A 25,266-nucleotide genomic window follows, 5' to 3' on the forward strand; every position below is an offset into this window, starting at 1 on the left:
CTATCGCGTGACCACCACCGAGGTATCCGCGGGCTGCGCGGGCGGCATCGGACCCGAGACCCTGGGCCCCGAGGAGGCGATCACGCTCGCCAAATCGCTGCGTGCCCTCGCCGATCCGGCCCGGCTGCGCCTGCTCTCAATCATCGCGGGCAGCCCCGCGGGCGAGGTCTGCGTCTGCGATCTGACCGAGCCGCTTGGCCTCGGCCAGCCCACCGTCTCACACCACCTGAAGATCCTGGTAGAGGCGGGCTTCCTCGGGCGTGAGCGGCGCGGAACCTGGGCCTATTATTCGCCGATTCCGGGCGCCCTGGAGCGCGCCGGTGCCGCCCTCGCGCAGCTTCCCGCCCGGTCCGCCGCGGCGGTGTACTAGCGCGGGGCGAGCCCCAGCTTCACGCCGCGCAGGCTGCGACCGGACTTTAACAGCGCATCGGCCGCGGCCGTGATCGCGAGGCTCGCGGGATCAGCCGGATCCTCCAGCACCACGGGCATCCCGGCATCGCCCCCCTCGCGCAGCGGCACGCTGATGGGCACCGAGCCCAGCACGGGAATCGGCCGCGCGGCGATCGCCGAGAGCCGCTCGGCCACCAGCGCGCCGCCGCCCGTTCCAAACAGGTGCAGCACGCTGCCATCGGGCTGGGCGAGCCCCGCCATATTTTCGATCACCCCGGCGATGGTCTGCCCGGTCTGCTGCGCGAGTGTGCCCGAGCGCTCGGCCACATCGGCGGCCGCGGGCTGCGGGGTGGTCACCACAACCACCTCGGCATTGGGCAGGAGCTGGCCAATCGAGATGGCAATATCTCCCGTGCCCGGGGGCAGATCCAGCAGCAGCACATCCAGATCGCCAAAATAAACATCGCTCAGAAACTGATTAATCGTGCGGTGCAGCATGGGCCCGCGCCAGGCCACGGCCGCGCGCGGATCGTCCAGGAACATCCCGATCGAAATAACCTTAATGCCGTGGGCCACGGGCGGCAGGATCATATCGTCCAGGCGCGTGGGCTGGGTCAGGGCGCCCTCGGGCGCGTTCTCGCCGATGCCCAGCAGGCCCGGAATCGAAAAGCCGTGCACATCGGCATCCACGAGCCCCACGCGCAGCCCGCGCAGCGCAAACGCCGCGGCAAGATTGGCGGTGACCGTGGACTTACCCACGCCGCCCTTGCCGCTGGTCACGGCAAATACCCGGGTCAGGGTGCCCGGGCCAAAGGGCATCTCGCGCTTGCCGCGGGCCCCGCGCAGCCGCGTGGTCAGCGCCTCGCGCTGCTCGCGTGTCATCACGCCCACGCTCAGCTCCACGCTCGTGACGCCCGGGAGTGCCGCGGCCGCCGCGCGGACATCGGCCTCGATCGCGCGCGCCGCGGGGCAGCCCACGATCGTGAGAAGAATCTCCACCCGGGCGAGCCCGTCCTCGTCGAGATCGGCGCGCGCCACCATGTCCAGCTCGGTGATCGGCTTGCGAATCTCGGGATCGATCACCGCCGCGAGGGCATTCCAGAGCGGGGTATTAGTGGGTGTTGTCATGGTGCTCCGTGGGGGAGGGCTTCTCGAGATCCTCCAGCAGTGCCTTCAGCTCGTGCCGGATGAACTCCCGACTGGCCAGGTCCTTCATGGCCAGCCGCAGCGCCACCACCTCGCGGGCCAGATATTCGGTATCGGCGAGGTTGCGCTCGGCGCGCTGGCGATCCTGCTCGATCTGTACGCGGTCGCGGTCGTCCTGGCGGTTCTGCGCGAGCAGGATCAGCGGCGCGGCATAGGATGCCTGGAGCGAGAGGATCAGGGTCAGGGCGGTGAAGCCGAAGGCCGCGGAGTCGAAGCGGAAATTCTCGGGACCCCAGGTGTTATACGCGAGCCAGGCCACACAGAACAGGCTCAGCCCCACCAGGAAGCCGGGGGTGCCCATGGCGCGCGCCACCCACTCGGTAAAGCGCCCGAAGCGGTCGCTCGAGGACTTATCGCGCGAGGCGAGCGCGCTGCCGCGCAGCCCCTTGGGGGCGTCCAGGCGGATTTCCCCGCGTCGCTGCTTAGCCATCACGCTCCTCGTCCCACGGGGCGGGTGCCCCGGATCTGGTTTTCCTCGGAATTATGTTCGTTTTCCTGGCTGCGCCAGTCATCGGGCAGCATAAAGTCGAGCACGTCATCGATCGTGACCAGGCCCACGAGGCGGTGGTTTTCGTCGATCACCGGGAGCGAGACCAGGTCATAGCTCGCCAGCGTGCGCGCCACCCGGGCCGCCGAGGTATCGGTTGTGACCGGCTCCAGGCCCTGATCCATGATCGTGCCGAGGCGCTCATGCGGCGGATAGCGCAGCATCTTCTGGAAGTGGACCAGCCCCAGATAGCGGCCCGTGGGCGGCTCATAGGGCGGCAGCGTGATGCACACGGCGGCGCCCAGCGCGGGGGCCAGCTCGGCCTTGCGCACGAGCGCCAGGGCCTCGGCCACCGTGGAATCGGCGGAGAGGATGATGGGCTCGGTGGTCATCAGGCCACCCGCGGTATCCGGCGCGAAGCGCAGCAGGAGCCGCACGTCCTCGGCCTCCTCGGGTTCCATCAGGTCCAGCAGCTGCTCGCCGCGCTCCTCGGGGAGCTGGCCGATCAGGTCGGCCGCGTCATCGGGCTGCATATGATCCAGCACATCCGCGGCCCGCTTATCGGTCAGGCTCGCCAGGATGCTCACCTGATTGGACTCGGGCATCTCCTCAAGCGCATCCGCGAGGCGGTCATCGGAGAGCTCGCCGGCCACCTCGAGGAGGCGCTCGCCCGGCAGATCAAGCATGGTATTGGCCAGATCGGCGGGCTTCAGATCGGAATAGGTGGCGATCAGCTGCTCGGCCGACTGGGCCTCGCCGTCATCGTGCTTTTCGCGGATCTCGCGCCAGGTGGCAAACGTGGTGACACCCTTGGCAAACGGCGAGGAGGAGGTCTTCGGGCGGCGCACAAAATACTGGCTCACGGACCAGTCGCCGGGGCCGCGCGATTCGATTGCGACATCCTCGATCGTGGCCTCACCCGAACCGTCTAGGAATATAACCTTGCGGCCCAGCATCTCGGCGATCACCCGCACCTCGCCGCCGCGCTGCTGAAAGCGGCGCACGTTGATCAGGCCGGTGGTGATGATCTGGCCCGCCGCGACGCTGGTGACGCGGCCGATCGAGACAAAGACCCGGCGCTTGCCGGGGATCTCCACCACGAGGCCTACCACGCGGGGCGGATCGTTTTTTCGGTACACCACGAGTACGTCACGCACCTTGCCCACGCGGTCGCCCGCGGGGTCAAAGACGGTGCAGCCGGCGAGGCGGGCAACAAAGACTCGGGTTGTACTCACACCCTCTAGATTAGTCGGCCCGCGCGGGGTTGGGCACGCCCGCGCGGCGGGTGCCCGGGCCGGTCCCTGCGCTGTGCGCGAAAATCACCCGGTTTCCGTCCTTTTTGGGCGCGGGGGTGCGAGAATGGGGGAGTGAGCACACCCCGTAACGGCCGCGGCCGAACCCCGTTTGACACCCAGTTCCCGAGTGGCGAGATCGCCGCGCGGTTTGAGAGCTATCTCGACGCGCAGCGCGCCGTGGACATCCTGGCCCACGCCGAGTTTCCGGTGCGCGAGGTAGCGATCGTGGGCGATGGCCTGCGCAGCGTGGAGCGGGTCACGGGCAAGATGAGCTACGGCCGTGCCGCCGGCACCGGCGCCCTGAGCGGAGCCTGGATGGGTATCTTCCTGGGGCTCATCCTCATCCTGATGAACCCCGAGGTGAATATCGGCATCGCCGCCGCCGCGGTTTTCCTGGGCGCGGGCTTTGGCATGCTGCTCTCGGTATTTAGCTATTCCGCGCGCCGCCGCAGCAAGGACTTCACGTCGGTGATGCAGGTGGTGGCCACCACCTATTCGCTGATCGTCCCGGCCACGCTGCTGGGCAAGGCCCGGCAGCTGCTGGACGGCGAGGAGCCGCCCGCCGCCGAGGCCCCGCGCTCCGAGCTGCTTTAGCGTATACGCCGGGGGCGGGGTGCGATCCTTGGATCGCACCCCGCCCCCGTGCCGTTTGCGGCTAGCGGTTCTGGGCCTTCAGATCGGTGGCCACGGCCTCGGCAAAGAGCGGATCGGCGGCGAGCAGGCCCAGCGTCTCGGCGCGCACCGCCGACTGCGGTGATTGTGCCAGCACGGCCTCAAAGGCCACCTCGCGCAGCAGGGGATCCTCATCCGGGGCCAGCGCGAGCGCCGCGGGAACCTTCAGGGCCGTTTCCGAGAGGTCACACCAGGCGAGCGCCCGCAGGGACCAGACCCGCACATCCTCATCGGGATCCAGATTGGCGATGCCCGCGAGCATGTCCACGATCACGGCGGCCGCGGCGTCCAGGTCGTCCTCAAAGAGGCGGCCGGGTTCCTCCCCGGTCTCGGAGGCGATTAACCCCAGGCTGCGGATGGCCTCGATCCGGGCCAGGTCAAACTCGGTGGTGTCCTCGGCGACCGTGATCAAAAAATCGACGAGCTCACGATCGGCACCGGCCTCGCAGCCGCGCAGCAGCTCGGGGCGGCCCTCCTCGGCGGTGCGGCGGTAGGCGGCAATAAAATCCACTGTGGCGGTCATACCCCTAGTCTGTTCCGCGCGGCCGGGCCGCGCCAGGGGTGGGACCAAAATGATGCCCCAACCAACCGTTGCCGCACCCCAAACTGGGGTACGGCAACGGGGGAAACCGGCGGGTTAGGAGCGCTTGCTCGCCATCCACGCCTCAACCTCGTCCGCGGTGCGCGGGATATGGGCCGAGAGGTTTTCGGCGCCATCGGCGGTCACCAGGATGTCATCCTCGATACGCACGCCGATTCCGCGGAACTGCTCGGGAACCGTGAGGTCATCGGACTGGAAGTACAGGCCGGGCTCGATCGTGAAGACCATGCCCTCCTCGACGATGCCGTCGTGATAAAAATCGCGGCGGGCCTGCGCGCAATCGTGCACGTCGATTCCGAGGTGGTGGCTGGTGCCGTGCACCATATAGCGGCGGTGGTGCTGGTTTTCGGGAAGCAGGGCCTCCTCGGCCGAGACCGGGAGCATTCCCCAGGCCGCGGTGTGCAGGGCGATCACGCGCATGGCCTCGGCGTGAATCTCCTTAAAGACGATGCCGGGGCGCACGATGGCCAGGGCCGCATCGGCGGCCTCGCGCACGGCCTCATAGACCGCGCGCTGGACATCGCTGAACGTGCCGTTAATCGGGAAGGTGCGGGTGATATCGGCGGTGAACAGGCTGTCCACCTCCACGCCGGCGTCGATCAGGATGAGCTCGCCGGGGCGCACGGCGCCGTCGTTGCGGGTCCAGTGCAGCACGCAGGCGTGGGCACCCGAGGCCGCGATGGTGTCATAACCCACGGCGTTGCCGTCGATGCGGGCGCGGGTATTAAATACACCCTCCACGACGCGCTCCCCGCGCGGGGTATCGATCACGCGCGGCAGGGCCTCCAGGATGTCCTCGAAGCCCGCGGCGGTGGCCGCGACGGCCTCGCGCATCTGGGCGATTTCATAGGAGTCCTTCACGAGGCGCAGCTCGGAGAGGAACTCGGTGAGCTTGGCATCCTGCTCGAGCGTGAGGTCGGCATCGGTCGCGGCAAACTCGTCGAGCTGCGCGGTGTGGATGCCGAGGTCGGCGGCGACCTGCGTGAGCGAGGGGCGCGGGCCGATCCAGAACTCGCCAATTGCGTGATTGGCGTAGAACTCATCGGAGTCGCGGCCGGCGCGCTCCCGGAAGAACAGGGTGACGTCGTGGCCGGCGGGTGCGGGCTCAAAAACGAGCACGGCATCGGGCTCGGCATCGGAGCCCCAGCCGGTGAGGTGCGCAAATGCGGAGTGGGCGCGGAACGGATAGTCGGTATCGTTGGAGCGCTGCTTGGGGCTGCCCGCGGGGATCACGAGGCGCTTGCCGGGGAAGGCCGCGGAGAGTGCGTCGCGACGCGCGGCGGCGAAGGACGCCTGCTCGCGCGGTGCGGGGAGGACGTCCTCGCGCGGGGCCCAGTGCGATCCGATGTAGTCCCGGAAGCGATCCGAGGCCGGCGTGGTGGCACGAGCGTCGGGCTCGGTGGGGCTCAAGGTTTCTGTGGGGTTATCCATGCTGACCATTCTGCCACTCTTCCAGGAAAAGTGAACACTGAATACTGTATATTTTGCGGTTATCCCCGCGGCTCTAAGCGAACCGTGATGGGGCGGTGATCGCTTCCGGCCCGATCAAATTCGGTATGGACCTGCATCCCCGTGATCTTCCACCCGGGTGAGGCGAAGACGTGATCGATGGGGGAGCCCAGAAGCGCGGGAATATCGGTGGGCCAGGTGCCGAGTGCGGCGTTGCCCGTTTCCTTCGCGGCGTCGTGGCAGCGGCCGAGGGTCGCCCCGCCGCCGGTTCCGAGGCCGGCCATGCTATCGAGGGTGGCATTAAAATCACCCGCAATGATCACATTATCGCCCTCGCACTGCTTGGCAAGCCAATCCAGGTCCTCGCGCCAGTTATCCATCTGTGCGCCGGAGGGCGAAACCGCGTGGCTCGCGATGATCGTGGGCCCCACCCCATCGCTCGGGGCCATCACGATGCTCGGCACCACGCGGGTATTATCCGTGCCCTCGGCATTGGACGTGACCTGCTCATAGCGACCCAGTCGGGGACTGATCAGCACGGTCGTGGAATGCGCCGCGGCGATCTGTCCCACGGCCTCGGTATGCACCCACATCGGCCGCCCGGCCTCGCGCATCGCCACCGCGATGGCCACCCCATCCTCCTGCCGGGTCTCGGGCAGCGCCACCACATCGGCCCCGGACTCGATGGCCAGGCGCGCGATCGCGGCCACCCCGGGGGCCGAGCCCAGGGTATTCCAGCTCAGCACCGTGACCGCGCCCTCGCCGGCCGCGGGCAGCGCCTCCTGGCCCGTGCCGCGGAAAAAGAGGATGCCGGCATTACCCAGCCCGGCCAGCAGCAGCACCACGGCCATGCCCCCGGCAAAAGCGCGCAGCGGACGGACGATCCCGATCAGCAAAAACACGATCATGCCCACCGCGCAGCACGCCACCAGCAGGCCGCGCATCGCCGTGATCTGGGCAATGATATGGGTGGTCTGTAGTCCAAATAGCTGGGGCCAGGTCACGATGAGCAGGCCCACGGCAAGCGCGAGCGTCAGGAGTGCACCAAAAAATTTGAACATAGTTCCGTCAGAATAGCGTTCGCAATCTGGGAATTGCCCCGGGGCGAACGCCCCGCCCGGGCGGATGCGCCGCGCAATGGCGGGCCCGGGGCGGCCGGGCCCATACACTGGGCGTATGTCTTTCGCGCAAAACTTTCGCGGGCCGGCCGACCTGCATACGCACTCGAGCGTGTCCGATGGCACGCAGAGCCCGCGCGAGCTCATTTTTGCCGCGGCCGCGGCCGGCCTGGGAACCGTGGCCCTGACCGATCACGACACCACCGCCGGCTGGCATGAGGCCGCCGCGGCGGTTCCCGATGCCGGCATCACGCTGATCCCGGGAATGGAACTGAGCACCCGCCACGGCCGGGTCAGCGTGCATATGCTCGCGTATCTTTTTGATCCGGAAAATGCCGCGCTGCGGGCCGAGACCGAGAAGATCCGCGCGGCCCGGATGACCCGCGCCGCGACCATCGTCAGCAATATTGCCGCCGATTATGCGCTGGACTGGGAGGACGTGCTCGCCCAAACCCGGCCGGGCACCACGATCGGCCGCCCCCATATCGCCGATGCCCTCGTGGCGCGCGGACACTCCGTGACCCGCAGCGCCGCCTTTGATACCATCCTGCATCCGCGCAATGGCTATACCATTCCGCTCTATGCACCGGACCCGCTGGAGGCCATCGGCCTGATTCGCGCGGCGGGTGGTGTGCCCGTGATCGCGCATCCGGCCACGGGCAGCCGCGGCAACCTGATCCCCGAGGAGATCGTGGTGCAGATGATCGAGGCCGGTCTTGCCGGGCTCGAGGTGGAGCATCGCGAAAATACCGTGGAGGGCAAGGCCTGGCTGCGCGAGCTCGCCGCCAAATACTCGCTGATCGAGACGGGATCAAGCGATTATCACGGCGCGGGCAAGCCCAATCTGCTGGGGGAGAACAGCACGGGCATTGCCGCGGTGGCCGAGATCATCGCCCAGGGCACGGGCTGCGAGCCCGTCTACCCTCGCTAGACACAAAAAAGGGGCCCGGTCCCGAGGATAACCTCGGGACCGGGCCCCTTTATGCTGCCTATTCGGCGGCGGGGGTGGTGGCACCGCCGCGGCCGCGACCGCGGCTACGACGCGGGGCCGAGTTTTCCGTGCTGGTGTGCTCGGCCTGGGCCGGGGCATTCTCGGCGGCGGTCACGCCCGCGGCGGGACCCGAGGCGGCACCCTCGCCGCGCGTGCGGCGACGGTTGCGATTGCGCGCGGGACGCTCGCCCGCGGGCTTCTCGGCGGCGGCGTTCTCGGAGCGCGCGGGGCGATCCGTGCGCGGGGCGCGGCCACCATCGCGGCCACCCGAGTTGCGACCACCATCGCGACCACCATCGCGACCGCCGGAGCGGGGCGCGGAGGAGGTCTTCGGCGCGAGCGTGCTCGCGCGCAGGCGACCCTTGGTGCCCTCGGGAATGTCCAGATCGGTGAATAGGTGCGGCGAGGACGAATAGGTCTCGGTGGGCTCGGGCTGACCGAACTCCAGGGCGCGGTTGATCAGGGCCCACTTATGCAGGTCATCCCAGTCCACAAACGTCACGGCAATACCGGTCTTGCCGGCGCGGCCCGTGCGGCCCACGCGGTGCAGATAGGTCTTCTCGTCCTCGGGGATCGTGTGGTTGATCACATGCGTGACATCGTCCACGTCGATACCGCGGGCGGCCACATCGGTGGCGATCAGGACGTCCTTCTTGCCCGCCTTAAACGCGGCCATGCCGCGCTCGCGCTGGTCCTGACCGAGGTCGCCGTGCACCGCGGTGGCGTTAAAGCCGCGGTCGTTCAGCTCGTCCATGAGGCGCGCGGCGGCGCGCTTTGTGCGCGTGAAGATGACGGTCTTGCCGCGGCCCTCGGCCTGCAGGATGCGGGCGATCACCTCGTCCTTATCCAGCGAGTGCGCGCGATAGATGAGGTGCTTAATATTGGCCTGCGTGAGGCCCTCATCGGGATCGCTTGCGCGGATGTGGATCGGCTTATTCATGAAGCGACGCGAGAGGGCCACGATCGGGCCGGGCATCGTGGCCGAGAACAGCATGGTGTGGCGCTCGGGCGGGGTCTTCGAAAAGAGCTTCTCGATATCGGCAAGGAAGCCGAGGTCGAGCATCTTATCGGCCTCGTCGAGCACCATCTCCTGGATCTTGGAGAAGTCCAGCAGTCGCTGGTTATTCAGGTCGATCAGGCGACCGGGGGTACCCACGATCACCTGGGCTCCGGCCTTAATCTCCTCGATCTGACCCTCATAGGCCTTTCCGCCATAGATGGCGGCGATCTTGGTGGAGCGGTTTCCGGCGGCGAGGACGAGGTCCTCATAGACCTGAACACACAGCTCGCGGGTGGGCACCACAATCAGTGCCTTCACGCCGGGCTCGGGATTTTCCCCGAGGCGCTGCAATACGGGAAGACCAAAACCGAGGGTCTTACCCGTTCCGGTCTTGGCCTGACCGATGATGTCCTGGCCGGCGATGGCCAGCGGAATAGTCTGCTCCTGGATGGGGAACGGTGCGGTAATGCCTTTAGCGGCGAGGGCGTCGGCCATGTCCTGGGCGACACCGAGATCAATAAAAGTCACGATTATTTTGCCTGTCAATGCAGTTATGTGGTCTACGCCGTTGTGTTCTGCGTGAGGGCGTAGGGGCCCATTCCAAATGATGGGACACACCCAGCTTACCCGTGCACATAGACTAGGGGTGTGATTTCCTGGTTTCGGCGGCGTGGCCCCCTGGTCGAGGTAACCCGCACGCGTCCGCGTTCGGGCCCCCTAGCGACCACCCGAGTGGACTTTGCCGAGCTCGCCTCGGATACCTCAGACTTCCTGGGGCAGGCCGCCTACGTGCAGCTGGCGTTCTTCCAGCTCTATTCGGAGATCAGCCGCGATAGCGGAAAACTGCTCACCACCGAGCTGCTGGCAGGGCCCGCGGGCCACGCGCTGGCCAAGCATCACCGGCTGGTGCGCGAGATTCGGCATCGCGGGGAGGACCCGCAGGCGCTCATGGAACCCTATGTGGTAGCGATCGACCGGCTCTCGCGGATCGCGCGCGGGGACTCGATTAACGAGGCGCTGCTGGGCATCTATATCACGCAGGGCTTCCTGGATGACTTTTTCCTCGGGCTCGCCGCGCGGCTGCCCAGCGACCTCGCCGCCCGCATGAATACCCTGTTCACGGAGGACAGCGGCTCCGAGGTGGTGGTGGGCATTCTGCGCGAGGCGATCCTGGAGGATCCGCGCCGCGCACACCGCCTCGCCCTGAGCGGTCGCCGCCTGGTGGGGGATATCCTGCTGGTGGGTCATGCCGCACTGCGGATCGAGGGTGACGGCGCCGGGGCCGGTAATACGGCCGAGCGGATCGAACCCGTCTTCACGGAACTCATTACGCGACACACCCAGCGCATGGACGCGCTGGGCCTGACCGCCTAGGCGGGCTCGCCGCGGGGAGGGGTGCCGTTTTATGCGCCCCGTGCGGCACGGATGACATCACTCTCGGGGGGAGAACTCACGCCATGGCGGTAAAAGATAAGGACGCGCGAATTCGGGTACGCCGGCCGTGGGCATCGCTGCTCTGGATGCTGGGGCTTGCGCTGATGATGGGCTTATTGCTGCTGCTCACACTGTGGGTATTTGCGATGATATGGCGCGCGCCTGACCTCACCCCCGAAGAACTCGGGCGGGAGTTTTTCCCGGCACTCGTGGAGGTGAGCCGAGCGGCCCAGACGGAGCACCCGGATGGGGCATCCTGGCTCATCGGTTCCGCGCTGGCCGTAATTGCGGCGATCTACGCGTTTCGTCTCGCCGAGATCGCCCAGCGCCAACGCGCGCGGGAATGGGCGAGCGCGCGGGAGGAACCCGAGATCCTGGCGGAGGAGCAAAGCCTGCTGAGCGATGGCTTGGGTGTGCAACTGGTCGCGGCCTTTTCGGTGCTGGCGGTGACCTTTTTTACGGTGGCAAAGCCCACCGGCTTGGTGTTTTATCTCCCGGCCCTGGCCCTGATGCTATTGCTCTCCACCCGCCTGGACTTCCAGTTTATTCCGGGCCCCGAGCTCAGCGTGCGGCGCGCGAAAGACTTTTACGAGGAAAAGCGCAAACGGTTTCGGCGCTGGGAATCCTATACCGCGGGGCTGCGAGTGACCAGGCACTGGTGGGCACGCCTGATCGCTGCGGTCGTGATTATCTATGTCGCGGCCCTATTGCTCCAGTTTCTGGCCGAGGGCGGCACGGGTACGGCAGCGGGGGATTACCGGGAGCTTCTTATCCCGGCGCTGATCACGAGCCTCCTGGTGATCTACTTCGGGTTTATCGCTGCTGTATGTCTTGCGTTCCTCAAATATCGACGCATCAGACTCCAGGTCGCCGTCGCCGCCCCGGCACGCCGGCGCACGAGGCTCCTGATCCTGCTGCTGAGCGGGCTCATCGTGGCGGTGACGTGGGCACCGCCGAATGTGGCGGGAGACCTGGTGTTGTTCTGGGGGGTGCCGGTCCTGATCGCCGGGATGCTCTATCCCTGGGACCGGATCCGCACAACCGGGAGGCCCGGCTGGAGCCTCGACTCGGGGATTGAGCTTTACCACCGCTCGGCGGCCGGGCGCGAGCTGCGTACCGCGCAGAAATCCCTGCGCAAGGCCGTCGCTCGGCGGAAGAAAGCGGGCGCGGTCCCGGGGACGACCGGCAATTAGCGCCCCGGCCGATGCGGCCCGGAAAGAGCAAGGGGGGCCTCCCGTCCACGGACGGGAGGCCCCCCTTGCCGTGTTGCCGGGACTACGCGGGCAGGCCGAGCCCGCTGCGCAGTTCAAAATCGGCGCGGGTGCGCGTGCGCCGCAGCACGAGGCCCACGGCAAACGCGATAATGCCGGCCGCGGCAAAGGAGATCCACCAGATCCAGCCGCCGTCCCAGTGGAACGAAATGAGCTGGAGCAGACCGGCGCTCAACCCCGCCACGCCGCCGCCGAGGGCGGGCAGCAGGCCCACGCCTCGCTGGGCCTGACCGGGCAGGGAAAACTGCGCGACCAGTCCAAGAACCACGCCGCCGAGCACTACAAAAAGGAGTTCCATGGGAAAACCTTAGCCGACGAAGCCGATGCGGCGGTTCTGCTCGCTGCCGATCTCGACATAGGCCACGCTGCCGGTCGCGATGACATAGCGCTTGCCCTTGTCATCGGCGAGAACAAAGTGGGTCTTCCCGGATTCGATGGCGTCGGTGACGAGCTTCTCGATCTCGGAGGCGGGCTGGCTCGTTTCGAAGCCGAGTTCGCGGGGGCTGTTGATGATGCCGATGCGGAGTTCCACGGTGAGTGCCTTTCGGTTGCCTGAATTGATTCCAGGCTACGGCACGCGGGGGCCCGCGGGGGGCAGGATCGCGAAGCCCTGAGCGAACAGCGCGGCACCCGGGGGCCGCCGCGCGGATACGCTCGCGTGTTGCCCCGCACCGATGTCGGCGGCACTGGGTAGTTTAGGAGCGTGGGTATACGAGGATTTGCGCCGCGCAGCGCGCGGGAGGCCATACCGTCCATCGAGGCCGATGCCTCCCAGGCCACGGTGCTCGCCCTGCCCGATGGCGTACACGCCGCGGTGCTTGGTGCCCCCGGTACCGGCAAAACCCGCACCATCATCGAGGCGGTGGCCGAGCGGATCGATACCCGCGGCTATCATCCCGATGAGGTGGTGGTCATCGCCTCCGATCGCCGCTCGGCCACCGCGCTGCGCGATCAGCTCTCGCTGCGCGTGAGCGCCCCCACCCGCGGCCCGCTCGCGCGCACGCTCGGCTCGCTCGCCTTTGGACTGGTGGCCGCCCGCGCGGTGCTGGACGCCGCGCCCTCCCCGCGCCTGCTCACCGGCGCCGATCAGGACAACATCATCGCCGATCTGCTGCGCGGCGACCTCGACGACGCCGAGCTGGGCGAGGGCATCCCCTGGCCCGAAAACCTCGATCCGGAGGTGCGCGGCCTGCGCGGCTTCCGCACCGAGCTGCGCGAACTCATGATGCGCCTGGTCGAGACCGGCACCCGCCCCGCCGAACTCGCGGCGCTGGGCCGCGAATACCGCCGCCCCGAGTGGGAGGCCGCCGCCGAGTTCATCACCCGCTATGAGAGCGTCCTCGACCAGTACACCCAGGTGCGCCTCGATTCCGCTGAGATCATCGCGGAGGCCGCCGCGCTGCTGCGCGAGGGGCGCGCCTCGCTGCCCCGCCTGGTGATCCTCGACGATATCCAGGAGCAGGGCCCCGCGGCCCTCGACTTCCTGCGCGCCGCGGTGGCCGCCGGGAGCACCATCCTCGCCTTTGGCGACCCCGATGTGGCCAGCGCCACGTTCCGCGGGTCCGATCCCGGGGCCATCAGCGCGCTCGGTTCGCTGCTCGGCGTGAGCGTGGAAACGCTTATTCTGGGCACCGTGCACCGGCATGCGGCCCCGCTGCGCGCGGTGATCGCCGAGCTCACCCAGCGCGTGGGCGCGGCCGGGTCCGTTGAGCATCGCCGCGCCGAATCCGCGGGCAGCGCCCCCGAGCCCGCGGCCGAACCGGTGCTGCGTATCGCGGGGTCCTCGCCCGCGGCCGAGCAGCAGGCCATCGCGCGGGTGCTGCGCGAGCACCACCTCTTCCACGGCATGCCGTGGTCGCGGATGGCCATCATCGTGCGCTCCTCCGCCTCGATTCCCGTGCTCGCGCGCGCCCTCGCCCTCTCCGATGTCCCCACGTCCTCCACGGCCGGTACCGCAAGCCTGAACGAGCGTTTTGCGGCCAGGCAGCTGGTGCAGGCCGTGGCGGTGGCCATCGGCCGGGTCCCGGCCACCCCCGCGCTCTATACCGATCTCCTCACCGGCCCGCTTGGCGGCCTCGACGGCATCGGGCTGCGCCGCCTGCGCCGCGCCCTGCGGCATGAGGAGCTGCTCGGCGGCGGCAGCCGGCACTCCGATGAACTCCTGGTGGAGGCCCTGGCCGGGCCCGATCGGCTCTATGCCCTGGACAACCCCGTGGCCCGCCGCGCCGGGCGCTTTGCGCAGAGCCTGCACGAGATGCGCACCCAGCATGCCGCGGGGGCCAGCGCCGAGGAGCTGCTGTGGACCGTGTGGTCGCGCTCGCGCCTGGCCGAGACCTGGGCCGAACAGGCGGCCGGTTTTGGCCTCCTAGCCGAGGAGGCCAATCGCAACCTCGATGCCGTGATGGCCGTATTTGCCTCCGCCAAGCGCGCCGTGGAGCGCGATCCCGATGCCGCCGCCGAGGTTTTTATCGACGCGGTTCTGGGCGCCGAGCTGGCCGAGGATTCCCTCGCCGCGCAGTCCCGCGCCGATACCGTCTGGATCGGCACCCCCGGGGCCGTGGTGGGCCGCGAGTTTGACATCGTGGTGATCGCCCGCCTCCAGGCCGGGGCCTGGCCCAATATGCAGCTGCGCGGTGCGCTGCTCTACCCCCAGCTGTTTTCGCAGGTGCGCGCGGGCCTGCCCGTGGCCCATATCGATGCCCGCGCCGAGCTGCTCTCCGATGAGCTGCGCATGTTTGTGCTCGCGGCCTCGCGCGCGCGCCGCCAAATCGTGGTATCCGCCACGGAAAACGACGATGAGCAGCCCTCCGCGTTCCTGCGTTTTCCCACGCTGGCCGAGGCGCCCGTGCGCTCCGATGGCGGCGAATATCCGCTGAGCCTGCGCGGCCTGGTGGGCACCCTGCGCCGCCGCCTGGTGCGCGCGAGCGCCGTGCTCACAGGCGAGATCCCCGCGGGGGCCGCCCGCACCGCCGCGGCGCGCGCCGAGGCCGATGACGCCGCCGCGGCCCTCGCCACCCTCGCCCGGGCCGGGGTATTTGGGGCCGATCCCGCCGAGTGGTACGGCCTGCGCGAGCCCTCCACCACCGCGCCGCTGGTGGAGCTGGGCGATCCCGAACATCCCGATTTGCGGGTGCGGGTATCTCCCTCGCGCATGGAAACCTTCGAAAAATCCCCGCTGAACTGGTTTATCGAGGATATCGCTGCCACCCCCTCGGGCCTGGCCGCGGGCATCGGCACCGTGGTGCATTTTGCGATGCAACAGGTGGGGGAGATCCCCGCCGATCGGCTGAGCGCCGAGGACATCACGGTGCAGCGGCTGTGGAGCCACGTGGACGAGCGCTGGAGCGAGCTGCGCTTCGAGGCCCCGTGGCTCGGGGAGCGCGAGCGCGCCAATGCCGATGAGATGCTGCACGGCGTCTCCGATTATCTGGCCCGGGCGCTGCGCGCGGGCACCGAGCTGATCAGCGCCGAGGGCTCCTTTAGATTTGATATCGGCCAGGTCACGGTAAGCGGCCAAATCGACCGCGTGGAGCGCCGCAAAAATGGCGAGATCGTGATCCTCGACCTGAAAACGGGCCGCACCCCGCCCCCCAAGAGCCGCCTGCCCGAGCACGCCCAGCTCGCCGCCTATCAGATGGCCCTGGCCGAGGGGGCCATCGACGGCACCACCGCCGAGGACACCACGGGCGGGGCAGCGCTGCTCTATGTTCGCACCAAAACACAGAAGGACAGCCATATGGAACTGCTCCAGGAACCCCAGGACGAGGCAGCGCGCGCGGCGTTCCGCGAGCGCGTGAGCACGGTGGGCGCGGGCATGGCCGCGGCCGAGTTTATCGGGGTCTTTGGGTCCGGGGAATTTGATCCCCTCACCCAGTTTGGCTATCGCATCCACCTGATCGCGGCGGTATCCGAATGAGCGCGGAACCCACCCGCGCGCCGCTGGGCGCGCGCGATATTGCGGCCCTGCTGGGGCTGCCCTCACCCACCGACGAACAGGTCGCGGTGATCGAGGCCCCGCTTGCCCCCGCCCTCGTGGTGGCCGGAGCCGGCAGCGGAAAAACCGAGACCATGGCCAATCGCATCGTCTGGCTGCTGGCCAATGACCACGTGAAGGTATCCGAGGTCCTGGGCCTCACCTTCACGCGCAAGGCCGCGGGTGAGCTCGCCGAGCGGGTGCATAAGCGCATCGCCCAGCTGCGGGTGGCACTCGCCGGGCGCGGGGAAGGGGACGCCCCCGAGATCGACGTGCTGGATGCCCCCACCATCGCCACCTATAACGCCTTCGCGAGCTCGCTCTTCCGCGAATATGCCGCGCTGATCGGCCGCGAGGCCGATGCCGGCGTGATCGGTGAGGCCTCCGCCTGGGCGCTCGCGCGGCGGGTGCTGGTGGACAGCTCCGATCCGCGCCTGGTGCACGGCGAAAAGAGCCTGCCCGCGCTGGTGCAGGCGGTGCTGCGGGTGGCCCGCGCGCTGAGCGATAACGATGCGCTGGAATCCCGCTCCGATATTGAGCGTTTTTCGCGGGAGTTTAGCGAGCTGCTGGAGCTGCCGATTAACGACGAGACCACGGGCAAGCGCCGCCGCGGGCCCCTCGCCGACCTCGTCAAGGCGGTATCGGATGTCTCGGCTCTGCCGCTGCTGCTGGATCTCGCGGCCGAATATGCGGCGGAGAAGCGCCGCCGCGGCTTTATCGAGTTCTCCGATCAGGTGGCCCTGGCCCTGGAGATCTGCCGCCGGCAGACCCGCGTGCCGGGGGAGTACAGGGCGCGCTTTAAAGTGGTGATCCTCGATGAATACCAGGACACCTCGGTGGTGCAGACCGAGCTGCTCTCGCGGCTTTTTGGCGGGCATGCGGTCATGGCCGTGGGCGATCCCAATCAGTCCATCTACGGCTGGCGCGGGGCCTCCGCGGCCAACCTCGCGCGCTTTTCCCGGGACTTCTCCACCGCCGAGACGGGCCCCGCCGCGCGGTTCACGCTGTCCACAAGCTGGCGCAATCACGGACGCATCCTGGATGCCGCCAATGCCCTGGTGCGGCCGCTGCCGGTGCCCGAGGGGGTTCCGGTCTCCACGCTTGCGCCCTCGCCGTTTGCCGGTGACGGCACGGTGGGGGTGGTTTTCCCCGAGACCGTGAACGACGAGGCCGAGGCCGTGGCCCTATGGCTGCGCGAGGAGCTCGCGCGCCCCGGCGAGCAGCGCTCGGCGGCGCTGCTGTGCCGCTCCCTGAAAAAGGTGGATCCCTTCATCCGCGCGCTGGAACGGCACGGGGTGCCGTTCCATGTGCTGGGTCTTGCGGGCCTGCTGGATCAGCCGGTGATTGTTGACCTGGTCTGTGCGCTGCGGGTGCTGCACGATCCCTCGGCCGGTTCCGAATTGGTGCGGCTACTCTCGGGCGCGCGCTGGCGCATCGGCGTGCGTGATCTGCGCGCGCTGAGCGATCTGGCGCGCTGGCTGGGCGACCGCGATCACCGCCTTAAGCCCGTTCCCGCCGAGATCAAACAGAAGCGCTATGAATCGGCCGCGGTCGAGGATAGCCCCTCGCTGGTGGACGCACTCGATTTCATCGAGACCGCCCCCGAGGGCCACGGCGCGCTGGAACATTTCAGCGCCGAGGGCCTGTCCCGGATGCGGCAGGCAGCGCGCCAGCTCACCGCGCTGCGCCGCCGCGCGGGCCTGGGGCTGCACGATTTTGTGGGCCTGGTTAGCCAGGAGCTGGGCCTGGATCTTGAGGCCGCGGCCAATGAAAACGCCGTGCTCGCCCGGCCCAGCCTGGAGGCCTTTGCCGAGCAGATCACGGCGTTCCTCTCGGTGGACGAGACCGGCACAATCGGTTCCTTCCTGAACTGGCTGGAGCAGGCCGAGCAGCACGAAAACCTCAGCCCGCGCGGGGAAGACCCCGAGCCGGGCACCGTGCAGATCCTCACGATTCACGGCTCCAAGGGCCTGGAATGGGACAGCGTGGCCATCCCGCGCCTGGTCGAGGACGAGCTGCCCAGCCGGCCCAAGAGCCGCCGCGGCTGGACGGCCTTTGGCGAGCTGCCCTATGATTTCCGCGGCGACCGCCACGAGTTGCCGCAGCTCGCGTGGCGTTCCGTGGCGAGCCAGCCCGAGTTTGAACGCCGCTATGCGGAGTTTGGTGCGGGCATCGAGGAGCAAAATGCGCAGGAGCAGCGCCGTCTTGCCTATGTGGCGGTGACCCGCGCGCGGGATGCGCTGCTGCTCTCGGGCTCGTTCTGGGCCACCACCACCAAGCCGCGCGGGCCCGGGCTTTTCCTGCGCGAGGTGGTGCTTGCGGTGCCATCCTCCGCGCAGGCCCTGCCCGAGGGTCGGCTCCCGGAGGCCCCCGAGGCGGAGGAAAATCCGCTGGCCGATGAGCAGCGCAGCATTATCTGGCCGCGCGATCCGCTGGGTACCCGTTCGGTTGCGGTGCATGCCGCGGCCGCGGAGGTGCGGGAGGCCGATGCCGACCGCGCCACGCCCTGGTCCACCGATATTGCGCTGCTGCTCGCCGAGCGCGAGCGCCGCGAGGGCATGCTTGAGCTGGTTGAGCTGCCCGCCCGGGTTCCGGCCTCGCGCTATAAAGACTTCGTGCGCGATCCGGCGGAGGTCGCGGCGCGGCTGGCCCGGCCGCTGCCCGAGCGCCCGTATCGGCAGACCCGCCTCGGCACGCTATTCCATGACTGGGTGGAGCATCGGGCGGGGATCGCGGGCGGCCAGGAGATGATCGATTCCGATCCGTTTGAGCTGGACCTGGAGGAGGAGGGCACCGGCGGCACGCTGATGCCCGTGGCCGAGGACGAGAAGCTCGCGCTGGAGGTGCTGAAGGCCACGTTTGAGGCCTCGGAATGGGCCGATCTAAAACCCATCGAGGTGGAGATCGAGATCAACTTTGTGATGAACGAGCAGATCATGATCTGCAAGCTCGACGCCGTCTATCGGCGCGAGGACCGCTATCAGGTGGTGGACTGGAAGACCGGCCGCGCGCCCAAAAACAGCGCGGAGCTTGTGGAGCGGCAGTATCAGCTGGCGCTGTATCGCGAGGCCTATGCGCAGTGGACGGGCATCGATCCTGAGCGTATCGACGCCGTGTTTTATTATGTGGCCGATGACCTGGTGCTGCGCCCCGCCGAGCTCTCCTCGGCGCGGGAACTCGCCGAAACCTGGAGCACCGCGCTGGGCGGGGCGGCCCCGGCCTAGGCGGCCGGTGCGGGCGGCGGGGCGGGGGTTTCGCCGCCCGTGGAGGCGCGGATCACCAGCGTTCCCTTGAGCACCGCGGGCGGCTCGTCCAGGGGTTCGTTTTCGATGCGGGCGCGCAGCGCGCGGGCCGCGGCGGCGCCGAGTGCAAAGCCGGGCAGGTCCACGGTGGTGAGGCTCGGTGAGCTGATGGCCGAATAGGGCAGATTATCAAATCCGGTGACGGCCAGATCCAGCGGGATCGACAGGCCCATGCCCGCCGCGCGCTGCAACACACCATAGGCGTGGGTATCGGTGGCGCAGATCACGGCGGTGACCCCGTCGCGCTGCCACTGCGGCCAGGCGGCGGCAAATGCGGTGCCGGCCGCGGTGAGATCGATCACGCTGATCGCGCGCGGATGGGTAAAAAACGACATTCCGCGTTCGGTGGCGACCTCGCGCAGCAGTTCGTGCCGGAGCAGGAAGGTTTCGGTGCCGGTGACCGAGTCCAGATAGGCCACGCGGGTATGGCCCGCCGCGGCGAGGTGGTCGATGAGCGCCTCGACGCCCTCGCGCATCGAGAAGTTCACGGTGGTGGCGCGCTCCTCCAGGCCCGGCGCATCCAGCAAGACCAGCGGGGAATCGGCGGGCAGCTCGGTGATAAACGCCTCGGTCGGGGCGTCCACCAGGAGGCCCGCGGGACGCAGCGCCAGGAACTGTTGAATATCGGAGGCATCGGGGGTGCGTCCGTTTCCCGTGACCGAGAGCAGCAGCTGATAGCGCGGGCCCAGCGTGGATTTAATCCCGGAGATCACGCCGCCAAAAAACGGGTTGGAGAGGTCGGGGGCGATCAGCATCACGATGCTGGAGGTGCCCTTTGCGAGCGAGCTCGCGGCATGGTCCACCACATAACCGAGCTCGGCGATTGCCGCGCGCACGCGTTCCACATTTTCGGGGGAGACGCGGCCCGCGGTTTTGCCGTTAACAACGAGGGAGACGGTGGCCGTGGAGGTGCCGGCTCGCTGGGCCACCATGGCTGCGGTAACCCGGGTTTTTCGGGGGCTCGGGGAGGACATTCTCCGATCGTAGCGGACCCCGCGGCCCCGGGTATGCGCCCGGACGCGGGGTCCGGGCGCGCCGGGCGGGGCCGCTTTCCGCGCCGATTTCCCCAAAACCGGTTCAACATCAAGCGCTTAATGTGTTAGCGTAAAGCGTTTGACGTAATCAGGTCCCCCCGAAAATATCCCCAAACGGGAGGGCCGCCCCGAAGACGTGGAGTGCTATGACCAAGAAAATTATCCTCGACTGCGATCCCGGTCACGACGACGCGATTGCCATCCTTCTCGCTCACGGAAACCCCGAGATCGAGCTGGTAGCCGTGACCACCGTGGTGGGAAACCAGACGCTGCCCAAGGTCACGCGTAACGCGCTGGCCGTGGCCCGCATCGCCGGCATCACCGGTGTGCCCTTTGCCGCCGGTGCCACCCGCCCCCTGGTTCGCACCATCGAGAATGCCCCCGATATCCACGGTGAATCCGGCATGGACGGCCCCGTCCTGCCCGAGCCCACCCTGGAGCTGGACTCCCGGCACGCGGTGGACCTGATCATCGACACCATCATGGAGAACGAGCCCGGAACCATCACCCTGGTTCCCACCGGCGGACTCACCAATATCGCCCTCGCCGTGCGCAAGGAGCCCCGCATCGCGGAGCGCGTGAAGGAGGTTGTCCTGATGGGCGGCGGCTATCACGTGGGCAACTGGTCCGCGGTGGCCGAGTTCAATATCAAGATCGACCCCGAGGCCGCACATATCGTCTTCAATGAGTCCTGGCCCGTCGTGATGGTCGGACTGGACCTCACCCACCAGGCCCTCGCGACCCCCGACGTGGTGGCCGAGATCGACGCCATCGGCACCAAGCCCGCGACGTTTGTGGTGGAGCTGCTGGAGTTCTTCGGCACCATGTATAAGCAGGCCCAGGGCTTCGACTCGCCGCCCGTGCACGACCCCTGCGCCGTGGCCTATGTGATCGACCCCTCGATCGTCCAGACCGTGAAGGTCCCGATCGACATCGAGCTCACCGGAACCCTGACCCTCGGCATGACCGTGGCCGATTTCCGCGAGCCCGCCCCCGAGAACTGCACCACCTATGCCGCGACCCACCTGGACCGCGAGCGCTTCTGGGGCCTCGTGACCGACGCCCTGAAGAACATCGGCGAGGTAGAACTCTAATGATGAGCGACCTGGCACAGAAGCCCGCCGTGCGCATCGGCGCACTCATGACCGCCCTGCTGGCCGCCTGTGTGGCGTTCCAGCTCAACGCCTCGATGCTCAGCCCCGCGCTGGTCACGATGGCGAAGGAACTGAATACCGACGACGCCACCATCGGTCTGAGCCAGACCATGTTCTTCACGATGGCCGCGCTATTCTCGCTGTTCCTGCCCCGCCTGAGCGATATCGCGGGCCGCAAGCGCGTCCTCACCTGGATGCTGGTCATCATGCTTGTGGGTACGGTGGTTGCCGCCCTCGCGGTGAACGTCGAGATGCTTTTTGTGGGCCGTATCATTCAGGGTGTCTCGGGACCCGTGGTGCCGATCACGCTGCTGATGCTGCGCGCCGAGATCACCGATCCCCGCCGCTATGGCGCAATGATGGGTCTGATCACCGCCGTGAACGGTGGAATCGCCGGAATCGACGCGCTGGCCGGTGGCTGGCTGGTGGCCAACCACGGCTTCCGCAGCGTGTTCTGGTCGATGGCCGTCGTGGCCGTTATCGCCATCGCCTTTGTGATCCTGTGGGCCCGCGAATCGCGCCCCTCCGCCGGAACCAAGATGGACTGGTGGGGCGTCCTGCCCCTCGTGGCCTCGATTGCCCTGCTGCTCACCGCGTTTAACGAGGCCGGCAAGCAGTCCGCCGCCAACTGGTACCTGGTGGCCGGCGGCATCATCCTCTCGGCGATTGCGTTCTGGATCTTCTGGACCGTGGAGAACCGCACCAAGGAGCCGCTGGTTCCCACCAAGTACCTGCGTCAGCGCAGCACGTGGGCGCTCCTGCTCACCACCCTGCTCACCATGACCGGTATCTTCGCCGTGGTCAACGGCCTGGTCACCTCCCTCGCCCAGAATTCCACCGCGGGCTTTGGCATGGAGGCCGACCTCACGTCGCTGCTGTTCCTCACGCCCTATGCCCTGGTGGGCTGGCTGGTGGGACCGTTTGCCGGTCGCCTGGCCCCGAGCTTTGGATATCTGAACGTGCTGCGCGTGGGCCTGGTTGGTTCGATCGTGGCCACGCTGATCATGGCCTTTGTGGGTGTGCACTCGCTGCCGGTCCTGATCGCCGCCACCGTCCTGATCGGTATCACCTATGCGGGTATCGGAAATATCATGCTCAACGGCCTGGGCATCGTGCTCTCGCCCGCCGATAACCCCGGCTTCCTGCCCGGACTGAACGCCGGTGCGTTTAACCTCGGTGCGGGCCTGAGCTTCGCGATTCTGCCGGTATTCCAGGTTCTGGGTACCCCGGCGGGGAGCGATTCCACGGCCGGATATACCACCGCGATGCTGGTGGGTGTGGTGATTACGGTGGTGGCCCTGGCCATCTCCTTCCTCATCCCGAAGCCCGTGGACGCCGAGGTTTCGGCCTAGTCACTTCCCGGTCCCCTCGGCCAAAGTGGCGACAAAACACTAAGCTGGGCGCGACGGACTTGCACGCGAGGCGTGCGGCCCGTCGCGCCCATTGATTTTCTTGAAAGGTTCCCTCCGGTGACAGACTCTCGCATTATCGTTGTTGGCTCGCTGAATGCCGATCTGGTGGTTCACACCGAACGCTTTCCGCAGCCGGGGGAAACGCTGCACGGCTCCGAATTGGTGATCGTTCCCGGCGGTAAGGGTGCCAACCAGGCCGTGGCCGCGGGACGCCTCGGCGGGGATGTTGCGATGATCGGCGCCGTGGGCGTGGGCGATCACGGCGATCTGCTGCTCGCCTCCACCACCGAGGCCGGCGTGGACGTCTCGCATGTGACCCGCCTGGAGGGCGTGGCCACGGGCACCGCCGTGATTAACGTGGATGGTGCGGGGGAGAACATCATCATCGTTTCGCCCGGCGCAAATGGCCGCCTGGGGGAGGCGGAGATTAGCGCCGCCGCGGGCGAGTTTGTGAATGCCAAGGTGCTGTGCCTGGCCCTCGAGGTGCCGATGGACACCGTCCTGGCGGCGGCCCGCCGCGGTCACGAGACCGGCACCACCGTCATGATGAACCTCTCTCCCTATGGCCCCGTGCCGCAGGAGCTGCTGGGGCTCACCGATATTCTGCTGCTGAACGAGCACGAGGCCTCGGACCTGCTGGGCACCGATGTTGAGGCCGCCGGCTGGGATGCCACGGCGCTGGCCCTCGCGGGCCGCGGCGTGACCCGCGCGGTGATCACCGTGGGTGCCGCGGGAGCCATCGTCATCGATAACGAGCGCGCTCCGGAGGCGATCTCCTCGCCCCGCGTGGAGGCCGTGGATACCACCGGTTGTGGCGATGCCTTTATGGGCGCGCTGGCGCTGCGCCTCGCCGCGGGTGACGGCCTCGCCGATGCCGCGCGCTTTGCCGCGACCGTGGGCAGCTATGCGGCCACCGGCGAGGGCGCCCAGGCGTCCTATCCGACCCCCGCTCAGCTCGAGGAATTCCTGGCCACCCGCCGCTAGGGCGGCCCGGTCATCGGCGCGGAGGGGTGATTACCCCTCCGCGTTTTCCGTATCGCGTCCGGGCCCCGGGCCTACACTGGGGGCATGAGTGAATACATTATTCCCGGTGCCGCGGTCCGCGATCACACGCTGAGTGTTCCGCTGGACTGGTCCGCGCCCGGGGGCGAGACCATCGAGATTTTTGCCCGCGAGGTTGTGGACCCCGCCCGCCGCGACCAGGCACTCCCGGTCTTGGTATTCCTGCAGGGAGGCCCCGGCGGAAAATCGCCGCGCCCCGCCGAGGGCGGCGGTGGCTGGCTCACCGAGGCCCTGAAAACCCACCGCGTGATCCTCGTGGATCAGCGCGGCACGGGCAGATCCACCCCCGCGCGCGCCGAGCGCTTTGCCGCGATGAGCGGTGCCGAGGGGGCCGCGTATCTGCTGTGCTTCCGCGCCGATTCGATCATTAATGACCTCGAGGCGCTGCGCACCCGGGTCTTTGGGGGCGTGCGCTGGGAGACCCTCGGGCAGAGCTACGGCGGATTCCTGACCCTCACCTATCTTTCCCGGCATCCCGAGGCCGTGGCCGCCAGCTATATCACCGGCGGGCTGGTCAATACCCACGCCGATGCCCTCACCACGTATCGGCACACCACGCCGCGCGCGCTGGCCAAGTCCCGCGCCTATTACCGGCGCTATCCCGAGGATCGCGAGCGCTTCGCGGCGCTGGCAGATCACCTCGATTCGCGGGATGTGCGGCTCCCCGCGGGGGACCGCCTCACGACCCGGCGCCTGCAAACCCTGGGTGGCCAATTTGGCATGTCCCCGGGTTTTGAGGCTGTGCACTGGCTGCTGGATGAGGCCTGGACCCGGGAGGGTTCGCGCCCGGTGCTGAGCGATTATTTCCTGCATCAGGTTCAGGCCGATACCGGCCATGCCCAGGGTGCGCTTTATGCCGTGCTGCAGGAGAGCATCTATGCGCAGGGGCACGGTGCCACCAACTGGGCCGCCCAGCGCGTGCGCGAGGAGTTCCCGGAGCTGGATGGTGGGCATCGCGATCTGATGTTCACGGGCGAGATGATGTATCCGTGGATGTTTGAGGATCAGCGCGAACTGGCGCCCTATCGCGCCGCGACCGAGGCGCTGCACCGCCACGAGGACTTCAGCGAGCTCTATGACGATGCGGCACTCCTGGCCAATCCGGTCCCCGTGGCAGCCGTGGCCTATTATCACGACCTCTACGTGGACGTGGATCTCTCGGCCGCGCAGGCCGAGCGCACGGGCAACCTCGATCTCTGGGTCACGAGCGAATATGAGCACGACGGCCTGCGCGCCGATGCCCGCGTGCTGCGCCGCCTGATCGAGAACGTGGCGGGCCGCGGCGGCCCACTCGCCTAGCAAAACGCGTGTATTCCCGGCCCCGGGAATACACGCGTTTTGCGTCAGGGGCCGGGTCGCGGATCGACCTCGGGGATAGCGTGGAGTTAACTCGTTCGATAGCGAGCGGGTCGGCG

The 25,266-nt window shown here is 67.9% G+C and carries 21 protein-coding genes; 11 read left to right on the forward strand and 10 right to left on the reverse strand.

Features of this window, described 5'->3' with window-relative positions:
- Positions 1 to 7: 7 nt before the first annotated feature.
- Complete coding sequence (locus KXZ72_RS14130; protein WP_404823652.1) at positions 8 to 370, forward strand: ArsR/SmtB family transcription factor; 363 nt, start codon at positions 8 to 10, stop codon at positions 368 to 370.
- Here the strand turns inward: KXZ72_RS14130 and KXZ72_RS14135 are convergent.
- From KXZ72_RS14135 to KXZ72_RS14145, 3 genes are read right to left on the reverse strand one after another with little or no spacing between them, the layout of a single operon-like run.
- Positions 367 to 1,518, reverse strand: a complete 1,152-nt coding sequence (locus KXZ72_RS14135) for an Mrp/NBP35 family ATP-binding protein (RefSeq protein WP_226081573.1) — start codon at positions 1,516 to 1,518, stop codon at positions 367 to 369. The genes KXZ72_RS14130 and KXZ72_RS14135 overlap by 4 nt on opposite strands.
- The gene (locus KXZ72_RS14140; RefSeq protein WP_226081574.1) at positions 1,502 to 2,026 is read right to left on the reverse strand and encodes a DUF1003 domain-containing protein; all 525 of its coding nucleotides are present in this window, start codon (positions 2,024 to 2,026) and stop codon (positions 1,502 to 1,504) included. The genes KXZ72_RS14135 and KXZ72_RS14140 overlap by 17 nt, the downstream gene beginning before the upstream one ends.
- Positions 2,026 to 3,318, reverse strand: a complete 1,293-nt coding sequence (locus KXZ72_RS14145; RefSeq protein ID WP_226081575.1) for a magnesium transporter MgtE N-terminal domain-containing protein — start codon at positions 3,316 to 3,318, stop codon at positions 2,026 to 2,028. The genes KXZ72_RS14140 and KXZ72_RS14145 overlap by 1 nt, the downstream gene beginning before the upstream one ends.
- Positions 3,319 to 3,450: 132 nt before the next feature.
- Between KXZ72_RS14145 and KXZ72_RS14150 the strand changes: the two genes are divergently transcribed.
- Positions 3,451 to 3,972, forward strand: a complete 522-nt coding sequence (locus KXZ72_RS14150; protein ID WP_226081576.1) for a general stress protein — start codon at positions 3,451 to 3,453, stop codon at positions 3,970 to 3,972.
- Positions 3,973 to 4,033: 61 nt separating this feature from the next.
- Here the strand turns inward: KXZ72_RS14150 and KXZ72_RS14155 are convergent, their stop codons facing one another.
- From KXZ72_RS14155 to KXZ72_RS14165, 3 genes are all read right to left on the reverse strand, one after another.
- A complete protein-coding gene (locus KXZ72_RS14155; protein ID WP_226081577.1) occupies positions 4,034 to 4,573 on the reverse strand; it encodes a hypothetical protein in 540 nt (179 codons plus the stop codon).
- 114 nt (positions 4,574 to 4,687) lie between these two features.
- Complete coding sequence (locus KXZ72_RS14160) at positions 4,688 to 6,082, reverse strand: aminopeptidase P family protein (protein WP_226081578.1); 1,395 nt, start codon at positions 6,080 to 6,082, stop codon at positions 4,688 to 4,690.
- 59 nt (positions 6,083 to 6,141) lie between these two features.
- On the reverse strand, positions 6,142 to 7,161 hold the full coding sequence (locus tag KXZ72_RS14165) for an endonuclease/exonuclease/phosphatase family protein (RefSeq protein WP_226081579.1): 1,020 nt from the start codon (positions 7,159 to 7,161) through the stop codon (positions 6,142 to 6,144).
- 115 nt (positions 7,162 to 7,276) lie between these two features.
- Between KXZ72_RS14165 and KXZ72_RS14170 the strand changes: the two genes are divergently transcribed.
- Positions 7,277 to 8,149 carry a PHP domain-containing protein gene (locus tag KXZ72_RS14170; RefSeq protein WP_226081580.1) on the forward strand — a complete coding sequence of 291 codons (873 nt, stop codon included), beginning with the start codon at positions 7,277 to 7,279 and terminating at the stop codon, positions 8,147 to 8,149.
- Positions 8,150 to 8,207: 58 nt separating this feature from the next.
- On the opposite strand, the gene KXZ72_RS14175 is transcribed toward KXZ72_RS14170, so the two are convergent.
- Complete coding sequence (locus KXZ72_RS14175) at positions 8,208 to 9,740, reverse strand: DEAD/DEAH box helicase (RefSeq protein WP_226083539.1); 1,533 nt, start codon at positions 9,738 to 9,740, stop codon at positions 8,208 to 8,210.
- 117 nt (positions 9,741 to 9,857) lie between these two features.
- Here KXZ72_RS14175 and KXZ72_RS14180 point away from each other — a divergent pair, with 117 nt between their 5' ends.
- Both KXZ72_RS14180 and KXZ72_RS14185 read left to right on the forward strand, forming a co-directional pair.
- On the forward strand, positions 9,858 to 10,583 hold the full coding sequence (locus KXZ72_RS14180; protein ID WP_226081581.1) for a ferritin-like fold-containing protein: 726 nt from the start codon (positions 9,858 to 9,860) through the stop codon (positions 10,581 to 10,583).
- Between the two features lie 83 nt (positions 10,584 to 10,666).
- The gene (locus tag KXZ72_RS14185; protein WP_226081582.1) at positions 10,667 to 11,836 is read left to right on the forward strand and encodes a hypothetical protein; all 1,170 of its coding nucleotides are present in this window, start codon (positions 10,667 to 10,669) and stop codon (positions 11,834 to 11,836) included.
- 82 nt (positions 11,837 to 11,918) lie between these two features.
- Here KXZ72_RS14185 and KXZ72_RS14190 read toward each other — a convergent pair whose 3' ends face one another.
- Both KXZ72_RS14190 and KXZ72_RS14195 read right to left on the reverse strand, forming a co-directional pair.
- Positions 11,919 to 12,212 carry a hypothetical protein gene (locus KXZ72_RS14190; RefSeq protein WP_226081583.1) on the reverse strand — a complete coding sequence of 98 codons (294 nt, stop codon included), beginning with the start codon at positions 12,210 to 12,212 and terminating at the stop codon, positions 11,919 to 11,921.
- Positions 12,213 to 12,221: 9 nt separating this feature from the next.
- Positions 12,222 to 12,446, reverse strand: a complete 225-nt coding sequence (locus tag KXZ72_RS14195; protein ID WP_226081584.1) for a DUF3107 domain-containing protein — start codon at positions 12,444 to 12,446, stop codon at positions 12,222 to 12,224.
- Between the two features lie 171 nt (positions 12,447 to 12,617).
- Here KXZ72_RS14195 and KXZ72_RS14200 point away from each other — a divergent pair, with 171 nt between their 5' ends.
- Both KXZ72_RS14200 and KXZ72_RS14205 read left to right on the forward strand, forming a co-directional pair.
- A complete protein-coding gene (locus KXZ72_RS14200; protein ID WP_226081585.1) occupies positions 12,618 to 15,830 on the forward strand; it encodes a UrvD/REP family ATP-dependent DNA helicase in 3,213 nt (1,070 codons plus the stop codon).
- Entirely contained in the window at positions 15,827 to 19,111 is a 3,285-nt protein-coding gene (locus KXZ72_RS14205; RefSeq protein ID WP_226081586.1) for an ATP-dependent DNA helicase, read from the forward strand. The genes KXZ72_RS14200 and KXZ72_RS14205 overlap by 4 nt, the downstream gene beginning before the upstream one ends.
- Here the strand turns inward: KXZ72_RS14205 and KXZ72_RS14210 are convergent.
- Complete coding sequence (locus KXZ72_RS14210; RefSeq protein WP_226081587.1) at positions 19,108 to 20,163, reverse strand: LacI family DNA-binding transcriptional regulator; 1,056 nt, start codon at positions 20,161 to 20,163, stop codon at positions 19,108 to 19,110. The two genes, KXZ72_RS14205 and KXZ72_RS14210, sit on opposite strands and share 4 nt — an antisense overlap.
- Positions 20,164 to 20,369: 206 nt before the next feature.
- Between KXZ72_RS14210 and uriH the strand changes: the two genes are divergently transcribed.
- The 4 genes from uriH to KXZ72_RS14230 all read left to right on the forward strand — a co-directional run bounded on the left by uriH (position 20,370) and on the right by KXZ72_RS14230 (position 25,150).
- A complete protein-coding gene (uriH, locus tag KXZ72_RS14215) occupies positions 20,370 to 21,317 on the forward strand; it encodes a uridine-preferring nucleoside hydrolase UriH (protein ID WP_226081588.1) in 948 nt (315 codons plus the stop codon).
- 2 nt (positions 21,318 to 21,319) lie between these two features.
- On the forward strand, positions 21,320 to 22,729 hold the full coding sequence (gene uriT / locus KXZ72_RS14220) for a uridine transporter UriT (protein ID WP_226083540.1): 1,410 nt from the start codon (positions 21,320 to 21,322) through the stop codon (positions 22,727 to 22,729).
- Between the two features lie 117 nt (positions 22,730 to 22,846).
- Entirely contained in the window at positions 22,847 to 23,773 is a 927-nt protein-coding gene (locus tag KXZ72_RS14225) for a ribokinase (protein ID WP_226081589.1), read from the forward strand.
- Between the two features lie 84 nt (positions 23,774 to 23,857).
- Complete coding sequence (locus KXZ72_RS14230; RefSeq protein WP_226081590.1) at positions 23,858 to 25,150, forward strand: alpha/beta fold hydrolase; 1,293 nt, start codon at positions 23,858 to 23,860, stop codon at positions 25,148 to 25,150.
- The last annotated feature ends 116 nt before the right edge of the window (positions 25,151 to 25,266 follow it).

It is taken from the genome of Mycetocola spongiae, from assembly GCF_020424085.1.
In the GTDB taxonomy this organism is placed as follows: domain Bacteria; phylum Actinomycetota; class Actinomycetes; order Actinomycetales; family Microbacteriaceae; genus Mycetocola; species Mycetocola spongiae.